Source organism: Fluviicoccus sp., from assembly GCF_030646115.1.
GTDB lineage: Bacteria > Pseudomonadota > Gammaproteobacteria > Pseudomonadales > Moraxellaceae > Fluviicoccus.
The window spans coordinates 170,068-186,857 of sequence record NZ_JAUSMX010000008.1; the positions used below are offsets into that span (position 1 = coordinate 170,068).

Here is a 16,790-nt window from a genome sequence, read left to right on the forward strand (position 1 = left end):
CCTTAAACCCGGCTGGCCATATAGGCGCGCCAGCCGCCGAAGGACGTGATGTCCACCGCGTCATCCAGCGCCCACGGTTCGCAAATGAAACCTTTCACCAGACGGCCGTCCGCCAGTTCCAGCGTGCCGATGCCCAGCGGCGACGGAATCAGCGCCACGAAGGAGCCGAAGTGTTCCACCGGCATCGACCACAATTCGACGATGATCGACGCACCGCCTTCACTGACCCGCTTCAGGCCGGGCTTGGGCGGCGTGGTGTTGGCCAGGGCAAAGAGCCGGTAGGCCGGGGCGGTGACGGTGCTTTCCAGCAGCGTGGCGCCGCGTTCGGTCAGCTGGCTGTTCAGCGGCATGCCGGTCAGGTGCGCGCCAACCACGGCGACGGTGAGGGTGTCAGTCATGGGCGTTGTCGTTTTCTTGAAAGTGGGAAGGGGAAGCGCCTTGCCGGTGGCCCCGGCGGTCCACGGTTGCGACTGTTGCCATTGGCGGCCAAGGTCGGCCAGCAGGCTGTCCTGCCAGGTGCGGCCGATCAGCGTGATCCCGGCGGGCAGGCCGTCGGCGCGGAAACCGGCGGGCAGCGCCAGCGCGCACAGGTCCAGCAGGTTGACGAAATTGGTGTAGAGGCCGAGGCGGCTGTTCAGCGCCACCGGTTCGGCCAGCACGGCGGCCGTGGTGTAGATGCCGGGAGTGGTGGGCACCAGCAGGCCGTCCACGCCAGCCAGCAATTGTTCGGCTTCGCGGGCCAGCGCGGCGCGGCGGTATTCGGCCTTGAAGGCGTCCACGGCGGTCTGGCCCTTGGCGCGCAGCACAATGTCATGCACCACGGGATGCAGGTCCACCGGTGGCTTTTCCATCAGGCTTTCCAGGGCGGCATAACGTTCCGCCACCCACGGGCCGTCATACAGCAGGGCGGCGGTGGCGTGCAGCGGGGTAAAGTCCAGTGGCTTCAGCGTCACTCCCAGTTCTTGCCACTTTGCCAGCGTGGCCTGATAAGCCGCTTCCGCCTGAGCATCGCCAAACCACTGGGGATGGGCGGGAATGCCCAGCACCGGTCGGGCGGGGAAGGAGGACTTGTTGGTCGGGGCCGGGCGGGAATAGGGGTCGGCGGCATCGAATCCGGCGGCGATGGCAGTGACGGCCTCCGCGTCTTCCACCGTCAGCGCAAACACCGACACACAGTCCAGCGTGCGGCAGGCCGGTATCAGGCCGGTGGTGCTCAGCCAGCCTTTGGTGGGTTTCAGGCCGACAATGTTATTGAACCCGGCAGGCACCCGGCCGGAACCGGCGGTGTCCGTGCCCAGCGCAAACGGCACCAGACCGCGCGCCACCACACTGCCGGAGCCGGAACTGGAGCCGCCGCTGATATAGGCGGGGTTGAAGGTATTGGGCACCGCGCCATAAGGCGAACGCGTGCCCACCAGGCCGGTGGCGAACTGGTCGAGGTTGGTTTTGCCCACCACGACCGCACCTGCTGCAACCAACTTTTCAACAACAACCGCGCTGTGCTCAGGTTTGTAGACAAACGAAGGACAGGCGCAGGTGGTGGGCAAAGGGGTAGCGTCAAGGTTGTCCTTGACCGCAAAGGGAATTCCGTAAAGGGGCAGACGGGAGAGATCGCCGTTCACGGCGTCCAGCCGGGCATGCAGCGCCTCCAGGGCGGCGGTCAGTCCGGCGGTGTCCAGCAGGCTGATCCAGGCGGGATCGGCCGGGGACAAGGTTTGCAGCAGCGCCGTCAGCAGGGCGTGCGGCGTTTGGCCCTGACGGTAGGCCGTCTGCCATTCTGCCAATGTCCACGCGGTTGTTGTGACGGTCATTACAGCCCCCAGGCATGCATTCTTGTATACAAGCTGGTATTAGCAAGGGGCGTGCCAATGGCGGGGGTTATTGTTGAAAGTGTTTTATTTCAATGGGTTATGGATTTGGAGGTGATCTTGGGTGTCGCGCTGGATGCATTTGCACCGAAGCGGGGCGGGTTTTGCACCGTGCACCAGCCCTGGATGCGCGATTTAGGGGGCGGGGGTGGGCAAAGGTGGTGCGGGGATGGCGGCATTCGAAGCGCGGCCTGATCCGGCGGGCCACGCTTCGGGGAAACCGATGGAATCAGAACCTGCCGAGGCTGTATCGCGGCAGATTGGCGGGGTCACGGTAGGCATCCTGCTTGACCATGCGCCGGATGCCGGCGGCGATGGAATAAGGCGCACTGCGCTGCACGAAGTTGGTGGCCCACACTGGCGCGGCTCCGCCCGGATCGACGTAACCTTCCACCGCCATCATCACGCCACCGGCAGCGGGGACAAAGCGCACCAGGGTTTCTTCGGCCAGCATGCGCACCAGCGGCGGCTTGGACGGCAGGTAATTGACGGCAGAGTGGGTTCTGACCAAGGCCACCGGACGCGCCGGGGTGGCTGGTTCAATGGTGGTGTGCAGGATGACATCGCGGTCAGGCAGGCCCAGCGGTGCGTTATGCACAATATAGGTGAAGTGTTCGGTCGGGGAGGCGGTCTTCAGCAACTTGGCCTCACGCACTTCCCAGAACCATTTCGGGTAATTGTCGAAATCGAACAGCACGCGGGCGATGGTGTCGAGATCGGCATCCAGCTGCACTTCAATCTTGAACGAGCGGTAGCGCTTGCCGTCCTCCAGCTTGGCCCAGGTGCGGATGTCACGGCTGTGATCGTCCTTGACCAGCCGCCATTCCGTGCCCAGTTTGACGGTCAGGTCGTCTTCATCCGGGTTGGCGGCCAGGGCAGTGTTGGCAAGACTCAGCGCCAGCAAGGCGGCGCTTCCGGCAGAACGCCAGGAAATGGGCATGGTGGGTTTCCCTGTTTTTTTTTGGGTGATGCGGCCGGATGTCTCCGGCGGTGTGGCGGGGAGTATAGTGCATTGCAGACTGTGACGGTGGTGGGTGGGGAGGCCAAGTTGGGGGATTTTAACGTCCCCCTCACCCCGCCAACATGCTCTCCGCATGCCGCAACGTTTCCGGCGTAATCGTCAACCCGCCCGACATGCGCGCAATCTCGCGAATCCGCTCCTCACGACTCAACGCCACAATGCGGCTGTGCGTGCGGTCATCGGTGCTGAATTTCTCCACCCGCCAGTGGTGATGCCCCTTCGCCGCCACCTGCGGCTGGTGGGTGATGCACAAAATCTGCGCCCGTTCGCCCAGGCTGCGCAGCAGCTCGCCCACCACCTCGGCCGTGCCGCCGCTGATGCCCACGTCCACTTCGTCAAACACCAATACTGGCACAGCGCTGTGCTGGGCCTGGATCACCTGCACCGCCAGTGCAAAACGTGACAGTTCACCGCCGGAAACCACCTTCGCCAACGGTTGCGGCGCTTGCCCCTTGTTGGCGCTGAACAGCAACTCGACGTCGTCCAGCCCATGGGCGGCGGGTTTGGCCAGCACCGTAAAGGCAAACTCCACCTGTGTATCCGGCATGCCCAGATTGCGCAGATGCCCGGCAATGCTGGGGGACAGCGATCCCGCCACCAGCTGCCGTTGCTCGCGCAAGGCCAGCGCCTGCGCCTGATAGCGGGCTGTGGCGGTTTCGACGGCGGCCTGCAGCGCCTCGACATCCTGGGCTTCCTGGCAGCGGCTGTGTTCCGCCTGCAACCGCAATTGCAGCTCCGGCAGTTCGGCGGGCAGCACCTTGTGCTTGCGGCTGATACGGTGCGCTTCGGAGATGCGGCTTTCCAGCCATTGCAGACGCTGCGGGTCCAGTTCCTGGTCTTCCAGGAAATGGCGCAGTTCACTGGCGCTTTCCTTCACTTCAATCAGCGCCGAGTCCAGGCTGGCGCAAAGGTTGGTCAGGGTGTCGTCGCGGTTGCGGTGCGGTTCCAGGCTTTTCATCGCCAGTTGCAGGGCGCGCAATACCGGGCTTTCGCCCTCGCTCAGCAGGTCCAGCGCGGTGCGGCCGTCCTGCATCAGACTTTCAAAGTTGGCGAGGCGGTCGTATTCCTGTTCCAGCGTCGGGTATTCCGCCGGTTTCAGGTCCAGCTTCTGCAATTCGTCGAGGTGGGAATCCAGCAGTTCCAGCCGCGCCGCCTGCGCGGCCTGGTTGGCCTGGCTGTCAGCGAGGGCGCGCGCCGCCTGCTGCCAGTGCTGGTGTGCGGTGGCGACGTCGGCCGCCAGAGTGTGTAAGTCGCCGACGTTGTCGATCAGCTGGCAGTGGCTGGTGCGTTGCAGCAGGCTTTGCGGCGCGTGCTGGCCGTGAATGTGGATCAGCATTTCGCCCAGCGTGCGCAGTTCGCCCAGCGTCACCGGCGTGCCGTTGATCCAGGCCTTGGAGCGGCCTTCCTTATGGATGACGCGGCGCAGGCTGCATTCTTCGCCGTTGCTGAGGTCACGTTCGGCCAGCCAGTCGCAGGCATCCTTGAGGCGGGAAACGTCGAACAAGGCGGTCAGCTCGGCCTTGTCCGCGCCATGCCGAACCACCGCGCCGTCGGCCTTGTCGCCCAGGCACAGGCCCAGTGCGTCAAGCAAAATCGACTTGCCCGCGCCGGTCTCGCCGGTAATCACGGAGAATCCGGTCGGGATTTCCAGTTCCAGGTGTTCGACAAGGGTGAAGTGGCGGATGGAGAGCGAGCTGAGCATGGTGGCCGTGGGCGAGGTTGTTTTTGAGGTGGGCTGATAATAGCGCGTCGCCCGCCGGAGGCAAGCGCCGCCGGGCATTTAGGCGTCAGGGAAAGACAAACACCGGCGCAAACCCCCCGCCCGGTGTGCGGAAGTTGGTGGTCTGCCCCTGATACAGCCGTGCCGCCATCAACTGGATTCCCCCCGCATAGGTATAACAACGCAGGTCGAATTTCAACAGCACCTGTTCCCCGTGCTGCTGCACCATCCGTTCCGACGGTGGAATGCGCGTCTGCGCCACGTAGTCCCCCGCCCGGATTTCCTCCCACACCCGTTTGGTGATCTTGTCGCCGCGATAGGCCGCCTTGCCGCCGTAACCCGCCACCGGCTTGAAGAACAAATCCTTGCGCTGACTCCACAGCATTTCAGCATTGTCCGGGGTCATAAGGCGGGTGGCGGGGATGCCCTGTTGCAGCGTGGCAATGTCGTCTTTACTAACGCCGTGATTGCGCAACCAGTCGGTGTCTCCCAGCAGCATCAGGTTGGCCTTATGGGCGAACAGGGCATGGTGGCGCGGATTGGGCGTCAGCACCACGGTGTCGTCCAGCCAGGCCTCGCGCAGGGCGGCGGAAGCGGGCGCGCTCAGATCGAAGTCGGTGAGGCGGTTGTAGACCAGGTCGAGACGGTCGGTTTCGTGCCATAACGCGCCATCGCGGTAGGCCAGCGTGGCCGGGTCGGCAATGATGACGCGGTAGCCCCGGCTTTCCAGCAGACAGCGCGCCAGCAGGAATTCGGGGTACAGGTACTGCAATTCGGGGTTCTCGTCGATAATGGCGAGGGTTTGCAGCGGGCGGTCGTTGCCGCGTTCCAGTCGCCATTCCTGCTCGAACATCTGCACCAGTGCATCTTGCAGTTCTGCATGCGATTCACCGGGCGGAAGCAGCGGGTTCATTACCTCGCAGCAGGCCTGCTGCGCCTTGCGCAGGATCAGGTTCAGCCACGCGCCGCCCGCATTGGTGTTGATCTCGATCAGCTTCGGGCCGTCTTCCGCCAGATGAAAGTCATAGCCCATGAACACACCCTGGGTGGCAGTGGGTCGGCGGCTAGTGACCGGGGTTTCGCCCAGCACGCGGCTTTGCCAGGCGGGCAGGGCGATGACGCGCTCGATGGCGGCGATCAGCGATTGCATCTGGCGTCGCTGTTCGTCGGAGACAAAGACGGTGACCTCGGCGAACAGATGCGGGTGGGTTTGCAGCAGTTGCCGGAACAACGGGCGGAATTCGGGGGCGCAGTCCAGTTCCTGCTGCAATAAGTCGCGGTCGACGGTGAGGCAGTAGCAGTCGCGGTTCATCAGGGTGGCGAGGGACGGCGGATTTTCAGGGGTCATGGTGGACCGGCAGCAACATTAAGGGACAGCTTTCAACAGTAACGCAGAATGACTTGCGACCCAATCCCTTGAAACTTCCAAGGACATCCCCATAACACCCCCATCTTTCTTTCCACCAGCCACATTGAGGTGCTGTCATGGCCGACCAACCCATCCCCGAAACCGAAAACACCGCCGCCGAAGCCGACGAAGGCCATATCGAAATCATGGAAACCGATGTTGAGGTGCTGAGCGCCCGCGTTGCCGAACTGGAAGCCCAGCTCAAGGATGCGCAACTGCGCGCCCAGGCCGAGATCCGCAATATCCAGATGCGCGCCGAGCGCGAAGTGTCCAACGCCCACAAGTTCGGTGTCGAGAAACTGGCCGGCAGCCTGCTGGACGTGGTCGACAACTTCGAGCGTGCGCTGGCCGCCGCTCCGAAGGATGACGGCACCAAGGCGCTGGTGGAAGGCCTGCAACTGACCCACCGCGTGCTGATGGATGCCCTGAAGAAATTCAGCGTCGAGCAGGTTGATCCCATGGGCCAGCCGTTCAACGCCGAGCACCACCAGGCCGTGGCCACCCAGCCCACGCCGGACGGCATGGCCGCCAATACCGTGGTCAATGTCTTCCAGAAAGGCTACACGCTGTCCGGCCGTCTGCTGCGCCCGGCCATGGTTGTGGTCGCCCAGTAATAAATTGACCTTGAAAAAGCTGGGGCCATCGCCATATCAGCTTACAAGCAAACAGCTAACTGAAAAACCGGTTCCCCGCGCCGCGGGCTGAACCGCAGATTCAAACCAAATTCTTCGGAGACATGACATGGGCAAGATCATCGGTATCGACCTGGGCACCACCAACTCCTGCGTCGCCATTATGGAAGGCGATCAGGTCAAGGTTCTGGAAAACGCAGAAGGCGCGCGCACCACGCCTTCCATCGTTGCCTACACCGAAAATGAAATCCTGGTGGGCGCGGGCGCCAAGCGCCAGGCCGTCACCAACCCCAAGAACACCCTGTTCGCGGTGAAGCGCCTCATCGGCCGCAAGTTCAAGGACGACGTGGTGCAGAAGGACATCAACATGGTGCCCTACGCCATTGTCGGCGCCGACAACGGTGACGCCTGGGTGGAAGCGCGCGGCAACCGCATGGCCCCGCCGCAAATCTCGGCCGAAGTGCTGAAGAAGATGAAGAAGACCGCCGAAGACTACCTCGGCGAGCCGGTGACCGAAGCCGTGATCACCGTGCCGGCCTACTTCAACGACAGCCAGCGCCAGGCCACCAAGGATGCCGGCCGCATCGCCGGTCTGGACGTGAAGCGCATCATCAACGAACCGACCGCCGCTGCGCTGGCGTTCGGCATGGACAAGAAGGAAGGCGACCGCAAGATTGCCGTGTATGACCTCGGCGGCGGCACCTTCGATATCTCGATCATCGACATCGCGGATGTCGACGGTGAACAGTCCTTCGAAGTGCTGGCCACCAACGGCGACACTTTCCTGGGCGGCGAAGACTTCGACATGCTGCTGATCGACTATCTGGCCGAAGAATTCAAGAAGGAACAGAGCGTCAACCTGAAGGGCGACCCGCTGGCCATGCAGCGTCTGAAGGAAGCGGCTGAAAAGGCCAAGATCGAGCTGTCTTCGGCCCAGCAGACCGAAGTCAACCTGCCGTACATAACCGCTGATGCCACCGGCCCCAAGCACTTGAACATCAAAATGACCCGCGCCAAGCTGGAGTCGCTGGTGGAAGGCCTGGTGGCACGCACCATCGAGCCCTGCAAGATTGCGCTGAAGGACGCCGGTCTGAGCGTTTCCGAAATCGGTGACGTGATCCTGGTCGGCGGCCAGACCCGCATGCCGATGGTGCAGCAAAAGGTGAAGGAATTCTTCGGCAAGGAACCGCGCAAGGACGTGAACCCGGACGAAGCCGTGGCCGTGGGCGCTGCCATCCAGGGCGCCGTGCTGTCGGGCGACAAGAAGGACGTGCTGCTGCTGGACGTGACCCCGCTGACGCTGGGCATTGAAACCATGGGCGGCGTGATGACCGCACTGATCGAAAAGAACACCACCATCCCGACCAAGAAGTCGCAGGTGTTCTCCACGGCTGACGACAACCAGACCGCCGTCACCATCCAGGTGTTCCAGGGCGAGCGTCGTCAGGCGCAGCAGAACAAGATGCTGGGCCGCTTCGACCTCAGCGACATTCCGCCGGCTCCGCGCGGCATGCCGCAAATCGAAGTGACCTTCGACATCGACGCCAACGGCATCCTGCATGTCGGCGCGAAGGACAAGGGCACCGGCAAGGCGCAAAGCATCGTCATCAAGGCCAACTCCGGTCTGTCCGAGGAAGAAATCCAGGCCATGGTGCGTGACGCCGAAGCCAATGCCGAGGAAGACAAGAAGTTCGCCGAGTTGGTGGAAGCCCGTAACCAGGCTGACGGCTTGGTGCACGCCACCCGCAAGACGCTGAAGGATGTGGGCGACAAGGCCACCGACGCCGAGAAGGAATCCATTGAAGCCGCCGTCAAGGCGCTGGAAGAAGCCATCAAGGGCAACGACAAGGCCGAAATCGACGCCAAGTCGGAAGCCTTGAGCGAAGCTTCCATGCCTCTGATGCAGAAGCTGTATGCCGACCAGCAGCAAGCGGGCGGCACCCAGCCGGGCGCAGGCCATGAAAAGGCCGACGACGGCGTGGTTGACGCCGAGTTTGAAGACGTCAGCGATAAGAAGTAAGTGTAGTAACCCCCTCTCCCCCTGTGGGAGAGGGCCGGGGAGAGGGGTGCGGAAAGTGGCCATGACACGCTGTGTGTTTGGGCCTCTGCCGCACCCCTCTCCCTAACCCTCTCCCACAAGGGGAGAGGGAACCACGAATTCCCAACGCCAACATCCGTTTGGCGTTTGTTGTTTCAGCGGAGACTCGCCAGATGGCAAAACGTGATTTCTATGAAGTGCTGGGCGTTGCCAAGGACGCCAGTGACGAGGACATCAAGAAGGCCTACCGCCGCCTGGCCATGAAGTTCCACCCGGACCGCAATCCGGATGACAAGCAGGCTGAAGAAAAATTCAAGGAAGCCAACGAGGCTTACGAAATCCTGTCCAATGGCGACAAGCGTGCCGCTTATGACCGTCACGGTCATGCTGGGGTTGACCCCAACATGGGTGCGGGCGGCTTCGGCGGTGGAGCTGGCGGTTTCTCCGATATTTTCGAAGCGTTCGGCGATATCTTCGGCGGTGGTCGTGGCGGCGGTGGCGGCGGTCGTCAGCGCGGCGGCTCCGACCTGCAATACACGCTGGAGCTGACGCTGGAAGAGGCCGTCAAGGGCGCGAAGAAGCAGATTCGCTTCACCACGGCGGCCCCTTGTGAGGTTTGCGACGGTTCCGGAGCCAAGAAAGGCTCTGGCAAGACCACCTGCCGCACTTGCGGCGGCGCCGGTCAGGTACGCATGCAGCAGGGCTTCTTCACCGTGCAGCAGACCTGCCCCACTTGTAAAGGCCGCGGCCAGATCATCAAGGACCCCTGCGATGCCTGCCATGGCGAAGGCCGCAGCAACAAGCAGAAGACGCTGGAAGTCACCATTCCGGCCGGTGTTGATACCGGTGACAAGATCCGTCTGGCCGGGGAAGGCGAAGCCGGGGCCAATGGCATGCCCGCCGGCAACCTCTACGTGCAGGTTGTGGTCAAGGACCATTCCCTCTTCAAGCGTGACGGCGCCGACCTGTTCTGCGAAGTGCCGATCAGCTTTGTGGAGGCGACGCTGGGTGGCGAAATCGAAGTGCCGACGCTGGACGGCCGCGTAAAGCTGAAGATTCCCGAAGGCACGCAGACCGGCAAGCTGTTCCGCCTGCGCGGCAAGGGCATCAAGCCGGTGCGCGCCTATGAGCCGGGCGACCTGTTGTGCCAGATCAAGGTGGAAACACCGGTCAACCTCAACAGCCGCCAGAAGGAACTGCTGCGCGAGTTCCAGGAGTCGCTGGATGGCAACGAGAAGCACTCACCGAACAAGAAGAGCTTCTTCGACAGCCTGAAAGACATGTTCTCCTGATGCACCCCTCGGGGCCGGACGTCCGTCCGGCCCCGAATTCCCCCTCCCGTTTGTCGCATCCGCTCAAAACCCGAACCTCCGGGGATATTCCCGCTTGCCTGCCCGCGCCAACACTGGCAGGCTTGGAGCTTCACGGAATTCCTGCTGGAGAAAGGCATCATGACCACCCCCACCCGTATCGCCATTTGCGGCGCCGCCGGCCGCATGGGCCGCGCCCTCATTCACGCCGTTGTCGCCCGCCCGGATGTCAAGCTCACTGCCGCCATTGAACGCCCCGAAAGCACCCTGATCGGCGCCGATGCCGGTGAGATGGCCGCCCTGGAGCGCATGGGGGTGTTGCTGAACGGTTCGCTGGCCAGCCAGATTGATCTGGTGGATGTCGCCATCGACTTTTCCACGCCGTCGGCCACCATTGCCGAAGTGGCGCTGTGCCGTCAGGAAGGGAAGGGCATTGTCATTGGCACCACCGGCCTCAGCGAAGAGCAGAAGGAATACCTGATTGAGGCCAGCCACGACATTCCGATTGTCTATTCCGGCAACTACTCGGTGGGCGTCAATGTCTCGCTGAAGCTGTTGGAACTGGCCGCAAAGGCCTTTGGCGATACTGTCGATATCGAAATTCTTGAAGCCCACCACCGCTACAAGGTGGATGCCCCCTCAGGCACCGCGCTGATGCTGGGTGAGGCGGTGGCCGGGGCCTTGGGACGCAACCTGAAGGATGTGGCGGTTTATGAGCGTTACGGCCATACCGGCCAGCGCGACCGCAAGTCCATCGGCTTCCAGACCATTCGCGGTGGTGACGTGGTGGGCGACCATACCGTAATGTTCATGGGGGAAGGCGAACGGGTGGAAATCCGCCATATCGCCACCAGCCGCATGAATTTTGCGAACGGCGCGGTGCGGGCGGCGGCTTGGATCGGCACCCGTAACGCAGGCCTGTATGACATGCGGGACGTGCTGGGCCTGCGCTGAACGGCAGGCAAAAAAAACGGGGCGGCGGTCATTGACCGACGCCCCAAGGGTGACATCATGTTTCTTATGGAGTGTCTGAGATTCTGTACATTTGTGCAGGTATGTACTTGATCTTTTGCGCCAAACTTCTTGGCTTCATGCGCCACAATTGCCCTTAAATCTGACGTTCCATACCAAGCAATTGCTTGTTCATCCGGTATGCTGTCTGGCGGTATTGACAGCAGCCGCTGTCCGTTTTAACTCTTGACGCCATCACTGCATCAGCCGTTTGCCCGAGGCACCGGACTGGCGGCCAATAACAAGAAATGGGGACAGACCATGTTCGGGGGATTGTTCGTTACCGCATCCATGCTGGGCATGCTGCGCGACTTTATTGAAAAGAACCAGATCACCGCCCCGGAATGCCTGCAGGCGATGGAGCGCTATTCCCCCACCAGCCGTCTGGCGCTGGATGAATGGTCGCAGTTATTGCACATGATTGCCCTGCGTCATCCGCGTCCGGCCCTGGGGCTGGCCATCGGCGCCTGTGTGGCTCCCAAGCATGTCGGCATCATTGGCTATATGGCGCTGTCCTGCAATACCGTCGGGGAAGCCCTGTTGCGTTACGCCCGCTACCAGCGCCTGGTCTACGACGGCAATCCCGGCAGCATCATGGCGGACGGCGACGCGATTGAAATCCGCTGGGGAGTGGAGCGCGGTACGCCGGGTCCGCTGGTGGATGAAACCGCCATTGCCCTGTTCATCAGTTATGTGCGTTTTCTGGTGGAGGAGCCGCTGCGGCCGTTGCTGGTGACGTTTGTCAATCCGCCCCCCGCCGATCTCAAGCCCTATACCGATTTCTTCGGCTGTCCGGTGCATTTTGCCGACACGGTGACGCGGGTTCGCTTCCCGATTTCATCCATGACCCGCGAACTGCGGCAGCGTGACCCGGCGCTGATGGACCTGTTGTCCCAGCAGGCCGAAGCCTTGCTGGTGGCCTTGCCGGCCGCCGACTCGTTCTACGACCGCCTGCGTTCATCGATTGTGCGCTGCGTGCATGACGGTATCCCGGACCTGCCGGCGGTGGCGGGGCTGATGGCGATGTCCACCCGCACCCTGCAGCGCCGACTTCAGGAAAAGGATCTGGAATTCAACCGGGTGCTGGACAAGATCCGCAGTGAGCTGGCGCAGCGTTATCTGGCTGACAAGCATTTGTCGTTTACGGATATCGCGCTGTTGCTGGGCTATTCGGAGCAGAGCGCCTTTACCCGCGCCTTCAAGCGCTGGTTCGGGGTGACGCCCCGCGATTTCAAACGTGGTATCGGGCGTTAGGCGGCGTCGTCCGGTTTCTTTTCCGGGGAAGAGGGGGGTGTTGCGCGCAGCAGGTAGCCATCCGCACTTTTGGCAAAAACCAGCTCGTTACGCTTTTTCTTCTTGGGCTTGCCGTCGCGGGATATCGTGACCAGGGTTTGATCCCCTGTCGTTTCCTCACTGGCGACCAAGTCATCGCCGCTGGTCAATAACTGAACCATGTCGAACAGTTCGGGATGCTGGAGCAGCACTTCCCGCAGGGATTTCTTCAGGCCCATGTTTTCAATCTCGCTGGCTATGATAATCGCTTAACGGTAGCACAGCCGCTGCCGGGCAAGGTTTCAGTTTGATGACAAAGCATTAGTGTTCTGTCACTGTTTTGTCATCAATTAGTCAGAAAATAGCCGCCATCCGCAGGTATTTCCGACAGGAGCGCACCCGGCATGAACTCCCCGGCTTCAACCTACGGCTCTGACCCGACCGGCCTGATTTGCGCCTATCATTTCAGTGCGGACGGGGTGGCATGGCCCATGACCTCCGTTGACGCGGAAGCCTGGCTGGCGCAGGCTCCTTCCGGGGTCGGTTTTCTGTGGCTGCATGTCAATCTCAGCCATTCGGCTTGTGAAAAGTGGCTGAAGCGGCATGCCGCTTTGTCGGCCTCGTTTCATGAAACCCTGCACGAAGGCACCCGTTCCACCCGCATTGAATATGCCGATGACTGTCTGATTGCGGTCATCAACGATGTGTTGTTCGACTTTGCCTACGATGCCTCCGATATTTCCACCCTGTACCTGCATGTGGGGCCGAACCTGGTGGTCAGCGCCCGCAGCAAGCCCCTGCGCTCCATTGACCGCTTGCGCGCCACGGTCAAGCGCGGCCTGCTGCTGGAGTCGCCGGTGGACTTGCTGGTGCATTTGCTGCGTGACCAGGCGGACGTGCTGACACAAATCGTGCGGGACATTGCCGACCTGGTGGACTCCGTGGAGGATCGCCTGCTGGCGAACCGGCTGGAGCGCAACCGGACCAGCCTGGGCGCCTGGCGACGGCTGCTGGTGCGCCTGCAACGCCTTATGGCTCCCGAGCCGGCGGCGTTGTTCCGCCTGCTGAACCGGCCGCCGGGCTGGGTCAGCGAACGCGACCTGCTGGACCTGCGCCAGTCCACAGAAGAGTTTTCGACGGTATTGCAGGAAACCGCGTTGTTGCAGGAGCGCATCAAGCTGTTGCAGGAAGAGATCGCCGGGCAAATCAACGAACAAAACAACCGCAGCCTGTTCGTGCTGACGGTGGTGTCGGTGCTGGTGCTGCCGATCAATATCATTTCCGGGTTGTTCGGCATGAATGTCGGCGGCATTCCGCTGGCGGATGCGCATGGCGGATTCTGGGCGGTGGTGGCGCTGGTGGCGACGCTGACGGCGGTGGCGGCCTGGTTTGCCTTCCGTGAGCCGGACTGAGCCGCCGCGCCGGTTCGCTTTATGAGCAGCCGGATGCTAAGCTGCACGCTTTGCTGAATCCTGTCTATCCGCTGCTTTTGCCCCGCGAAAGGCCGCAAGGCCTGCATGATGCTTCCCGCCTCACCTGAAGTTTTGTGTCCTGTTCGTCGCCGAACATTTTCCCGCTGCACGAGACGCCTCCATGAGAGCGTTGCCATGCCAGGTTATCTGGTCAAATTCGAAGCCGTGTCCCTGAACGGGGCGGTTGACCTGCAAATCCGTTCGCTGCTGGACCGTCAGCAATACGCCGACCCGCTGGGCGCGGCGGCGGCGGCCGGAATTTCCCCGGCCAGCTGGTCGTTGTTCGGCATGATCTGGCCTTCTGCCCGCATGCTGGCCGGGCTGATGGAAAGCTTTGAGCTGCAAGGCAAGCGCATTCTGGAGGTGGGTTGCGGTTTGGGTCTGGCCAGTCTGGTTTGCCAGCGCCGCGACATGGACATCACCGCCAGTGACTGTCATCCGCTGGCCGGGGACTTCCTGACCCGGAACGCCGGGCTGAACGGTATGGGGCTGCCGAAATACCAGAACGGCAACTGGGAAACCGCAAACCCGGCGCTGGGCCGTTTTGATCTGATCATTGGCAGCGACCTGTTGTACGAGCGCGACCAGCCCGCGCGGTTGTCCGCGTTTATCGAGCGCCATGCCGAGCAGGCGGTGGAGGTGCTGATTGTCGATCCCAATCGCGGCAACCGTCCCGGCTTCAGCCGCTGCATGACGGCGCTGGGCTATACCTGTGAAGAATCCAGTCTGGACGGTTTACAGGCCAGCGGTGAGGGCTACAAGGGCAAGCTGCTGCACTACACCCGTCATTGAGATTGAGGTTCGTCTGGCCAGGCGCTGACCACGTCCTGCATCACCCCGCGCAGCCAGCGGTTGGCGGGGTCGTGCTCGGCGGTGGCGTGCCAGTAGAGGTGGGCGTCCAGCGCCTGTGTCTGCAACGGGAAGGGATGGATACGGTTGCCGAACTGCATGTTGGCGATGCGGGCGTACTGCTCGGGCATGGTCAGCAGCAGGTCGGTGCGGCTGGCGACACGGCTGGCGGCAAAATAATGCTGGCAGCGCAGCACGATGCGCCGCCGCCGTCCTTCCCTGTTCAGTTCAAAATCCTCCAGCCCCCAGCCCTTGCGTCGTGACGACACCAGCACGTGTGCGTGCGCCAGGTAGGTTTCCAGATCCAGTTCGCCGCCAATACCCGGATGATCCTGCCGCGCCACCACCACCAGCCGGTCGCGGGAGATGCGCTGCTGGCGGATACTCTCGCCCATCGCCAGCGGCACGTCCAGCGCCAGGTCCAGCGTGCCGGCGGCCAGTTCGCCTTCCACATCGCGGCGGTCAATGCGCACGCTGGCCAGCTCGATGCCGGGCGCCAGTGCCTGCAGGCGCGCCACCAACGGCGGCAGGGCGGTGGCCTCGAAGACGTCGCGCAGGCCGAGGTTGAAGGTGCGGCGGGCGGAAGCCGGGTCGAAGGCCGGTTCGTCGGCGACGCTGCGTTCCAGCAACTGCAGGGCTTCGCGCACCGGGCCGATCAGGTTGCGGGTATAGGGCGTGGGTTGCATCAGCGTGCCCTGACGCACGAACAGCGGATCGCCCAGTTGCTCGCGCAGGCGGCCCAGCGCGTGGCTGACGGCGGGCTGGGTCAGGTGCAGTTTCTGGCTGGCGCGGGTGATGTTGCCTTCGCGGTAGATGGCGTCGAGGACGATGAAGAGGTTGAGGTCGAAACGATCAATATGCACTGAATCTATAGTCCATGATGCAAACTATTCATTTGCTGGATTGTATGGCGCGCACTACTCTCGGCACAACCCCACCGAGCCGCGAGTGCCGCCATCATGGATTTTGCCTACTCCGCCAAAGCGCAGGACTACATCGCCCGCCTGACCGCGTTCATGAATGAACATGTCTATCCCGCCGAAGAAACGTATTTCAAGTCGCTGACCCTCAGCCCCGACCACACACAATGGCAACAGCCCGCCATCATGGAGGACCTGAAGGCGAAGGCCAAGGAAGCCGGACTGTGGAACCTGTTCCTGCCCAACGAAACCTACGGTGCCGGTCTCAGCAACGCGGACTACGCACCACTTGCCGAAATCACCGGCACCAGCTTCATTGCCCCGGAAGTGTTCAACTGCAGCGCCCCGGATACCGGCAACATGGAAGTGCTGGTGCACTATGGCAACGAGGCGCAGAAGAAAGAATGGCTGTTGCCACTTTTGCGCGGCGAGATCCGTTCCGCCTTCTGCATGACCGAACCGGGCGTGGCCTCCAGCGACGCCACCAACATGCAGGCCACGGCGGTCATTGACGGCGACGAAGTGGTCCTTAACGGCCGCAAGTGGTGGAGCACCGGCATCGGCCACCCGAACTGCCAAATCCTGATCTTCATGGGCCTCACCGACCCGGCTGCCGACAAGCACCGCCAGCACTCCATGGTGCTGGTGCCGCTGGACACGCCCGGCGTCAAGGTCGAGCGCATGCTGACCGTCTTCAACACCTACGACGAGCCGTCCGGCCATGGCGAAGTCTCTTTCACCAATGTGCGTGTGCCGCTGGCGAACATCATCGCCGGGCCGGGGCGTGGCTTTGAAATTGCTCAAGGCCGCCTCGGGCCGGGCCGCATCCACCACTGCATGCGTGCCATCGGTGCGGCGGAGCGGGCGCTGGAGCTGCTGTGCCGCCGCGCCGGCACCCGCGTCGCCTTCGGCAAGCCGCTGGCGAAACTGGGCGGCAATCCGGACATCGTCGCCAACAGCCGCATGGCTATTGAACAGGCGCGGCTGCTGACGCTGAAGGCGGCTTGGATGATGGACACCGTGGGCGTGAAGGGCGCGATGAGCGAGATTTCGCAGATCAAGGTGATTGCCCCGAACGTGGCGCAGCAGGTGATTGATGCGGCCATCCAGATTCACGGCGGTGCGGGACTCAGCGAAGACTTCCCGCTGGCCGCGCTTTACGGCTATGCTCGGGTGCTGCGGCTGGCGGACGGACCGGATGAGGTCCACCGCATGCTGATTGCCAAGCTCGAATACAAGAAACAAATGACGAAGCTGGGACTGAAATAA

At 62.5% G+C, this 16,790-nt stretch carries 14 protein-coding genes; 8 read left to right on the forward strand and 6 right to left on the reverse strand.

The window, feature by feature from the left end:
- Positions 1 to 2: 2 nt before the first annotated feature.
- The 4 genes from atzF to Q7T36_RS05030 form a co-directional block, all read right to left on the reverse strand.
- The gene (atzF, locus tag Q7T36_RS05015; protein ID WP_304844681.1) at positions 3 to 1,811 is read right to left on the reverse strand and encodes an allophanate hydrolase; all 1,809 of its coding nucleotides are present in this window, start codon (positions 1,809 to 1,811) and stop codon (positions 3 to 5) included.
- Between the two features lie 286 nt (positions 1,812 to 2,097).
- Positions 2,098 to 2,808: a hypothetical protein gene (locus tag Q7T36_RS05020; protein WP_304844682.1), complete on the reverse strand. Its 711-nt coding sequence runs from the start codon at positions 2,806 to 2,808 to the stop codon at positions 2,098 to 2,100.
- A 130-nt stretch (positions 2,809 to 2,938) separates the two neighbouring features.
- On the reverse strand, positions 2,939 to 4,669 hold the full coding sequence (gene recN / locus Q7T36_RS05025) for a DNA repair protein RecN (RefSeq protein WP_304844684.1): 1,731 nt from the start codon (positions 4,667 to 4,669) through the stop codon (positions 2,939 to 2,941).
- 7 nt (positions 4,670 to 4,676) lie between these two features.
- Positions 4,677 to 5,957 (reverse strand): hypothetical protein, encoded by a 1,281-nt coding sequence (locus tag Q7T36_RS05030; protein ID WP_304844686.1) that lies wholly within the window; start codon positions 5,955 to 5,957, stop codon positions 4,677 to 4,679.
- Positions 5,958 to 6,094: 137 nt separating this feature from the next.
- On the opposite strand from Q7T36_RS05030, the gene grpE reads away from it, so the two are divergent.
- From grpE to Q7T36_RS05055, 5 genes are all read left to right on the forward strand, one after another.
- Positions 6,095 to 6,631 (forward strand): nucleotide exchange factor GrpE, encoded by a 537-nt coding sequence (gene grpE / locus Q7T36_RS05035; RefSeq protein WP_304844688.1) that lies wholly within the window; start codon positions 6,095 to 6,097, stop codon positions 6,629 to 6,631.
- A gap of 109 nt (positions 6,632 to 6,740) precedes the next feature.
- Complete coding sequence (gene dnaK, locus Q7T36_RS05040) at positions 6,741 to 8,669, forward strand: molecular chaperone DnaK (protein ID WP_304844990.1); 1,929 nt, start codon at positions 6,741 to 6,743, stop codon at positions 8,667 to 8,669.
- 191 nt (positions 8,670 to 8,860) lie between these two features.
- Entirely contained in the window at positions 8,861 to 9,979 is a 1,119-nt protein-coding gene (dnaJ, locus tag Q7T36_RS05045; protein ID WP_304844690.1) for a molecular chaperone DnaJ, read from the forward strand.
- 159 nt (positions 9,980 to 10,138) lie between these two features.
- The gene (gene dapB / locus Q7T36_RS05050) at positions 10,139 to 10,951 is read left to right on the forward strand and encodes a 4-hydroxy-tetrahydrodipicolinate reductase (protein WP_304844692.1); all 813 of its coding nucleotides are present in this window, start codon (positions 10,139 to 10,141) and stop codon (positions 10,949 to 10,951) included.
- A gap of 243 nt (positions 10,952 to 11,194) precedes the next feature.
- Positions 11,195 to 12,262, forward strand: a complete 1,068-nt coding sequence (locus tag Q7T36_RS05055) for an AraC family transcriptional regulator (protein ID WP_304844694.1) — start codon at positions 11,195 to 11,197, stop codon at positions 12,260 to 12,262.
- On the opposite strand, the gene Q7T36_RS05060 is transcribed toward Q7T36_RS05055, so the two are convergent.
- Positions 12,259 to 12,519, reverse strand: coding sequence for a hypothetical protein (locus tag Q7T36_RS05060; protein ID WP_304844696.1), 261 nt, complete (start codon positions 12,517 to 12,519; stop codon positions 12,259 to 12,261). The two genes, Q7T36_RS05055 and Q7T36_RS05060, sit on opposite strands and share 4 nt — an antisense overlap.
- Positions 12,520 to 12,684: 165 nt before the next feature.
- On the opposite strand from Q7T36_RS05060, the gene Q7T36_RS05065 reads away from it, so the two are divergent.
- Positions 12,685 to 13,692 (forward strand): transporter, encoded by a 1,008-nt coding sequence (locus Q7T36_RS05065; protein ID WP_304844698.1) that lies wholly within the window; start codon positions 12,685 to 12,687, stop codon positions 13,690 to 13,692.
- Positions 13,693 to 13,887: 195 nt separating this feature from the next.
- Positions 13,888 to 14,544, forward strand: coding sequence for a methyltransferase (locus Q7T36_RS05070; protein WP_304844700.1), 657 nt, complete (start codon positions 13,888 to 13,890; stop codon positions 14,542 to 14,544).
- On the opposite strand, the gene Q7T36_RS05075 is transcribed toward Q7T36_RS05070, so the two are convergent.
- Positions 14,538 to 15,464: a LysR family transcriptional regulator gene (locus tag Q7T36_RS05075; protein ID WP_304844702.1), complete on the reverse strand. Its 927-nt coding sequence runs from the start codon at positions 15,462 to 15,464 to the stop codon at positions 14,538 to 14,540. The two genes, Q7T36_RS05070 and Q7T36_RS05075, sit on opposite strands and share 7 nt — an antisense overlap.
- Positions 15,465 to 15,560: 96 nt before the next feature.
- On the opposite strand from Q7T36_RS05075, the gene Q7T36_RS05080 reads away from it, so the two are divergent.
- Positions 15,561 to 16,790, forward strand: coding sequence for an acyl-CoA dehydrogenase family protein (locus Q7T36_RS05080; protein ID WP_304844704.1), 1,230 nt, complete (start codon positions 15,561 to 15,563; stop codon positions 16,788 to 16,790).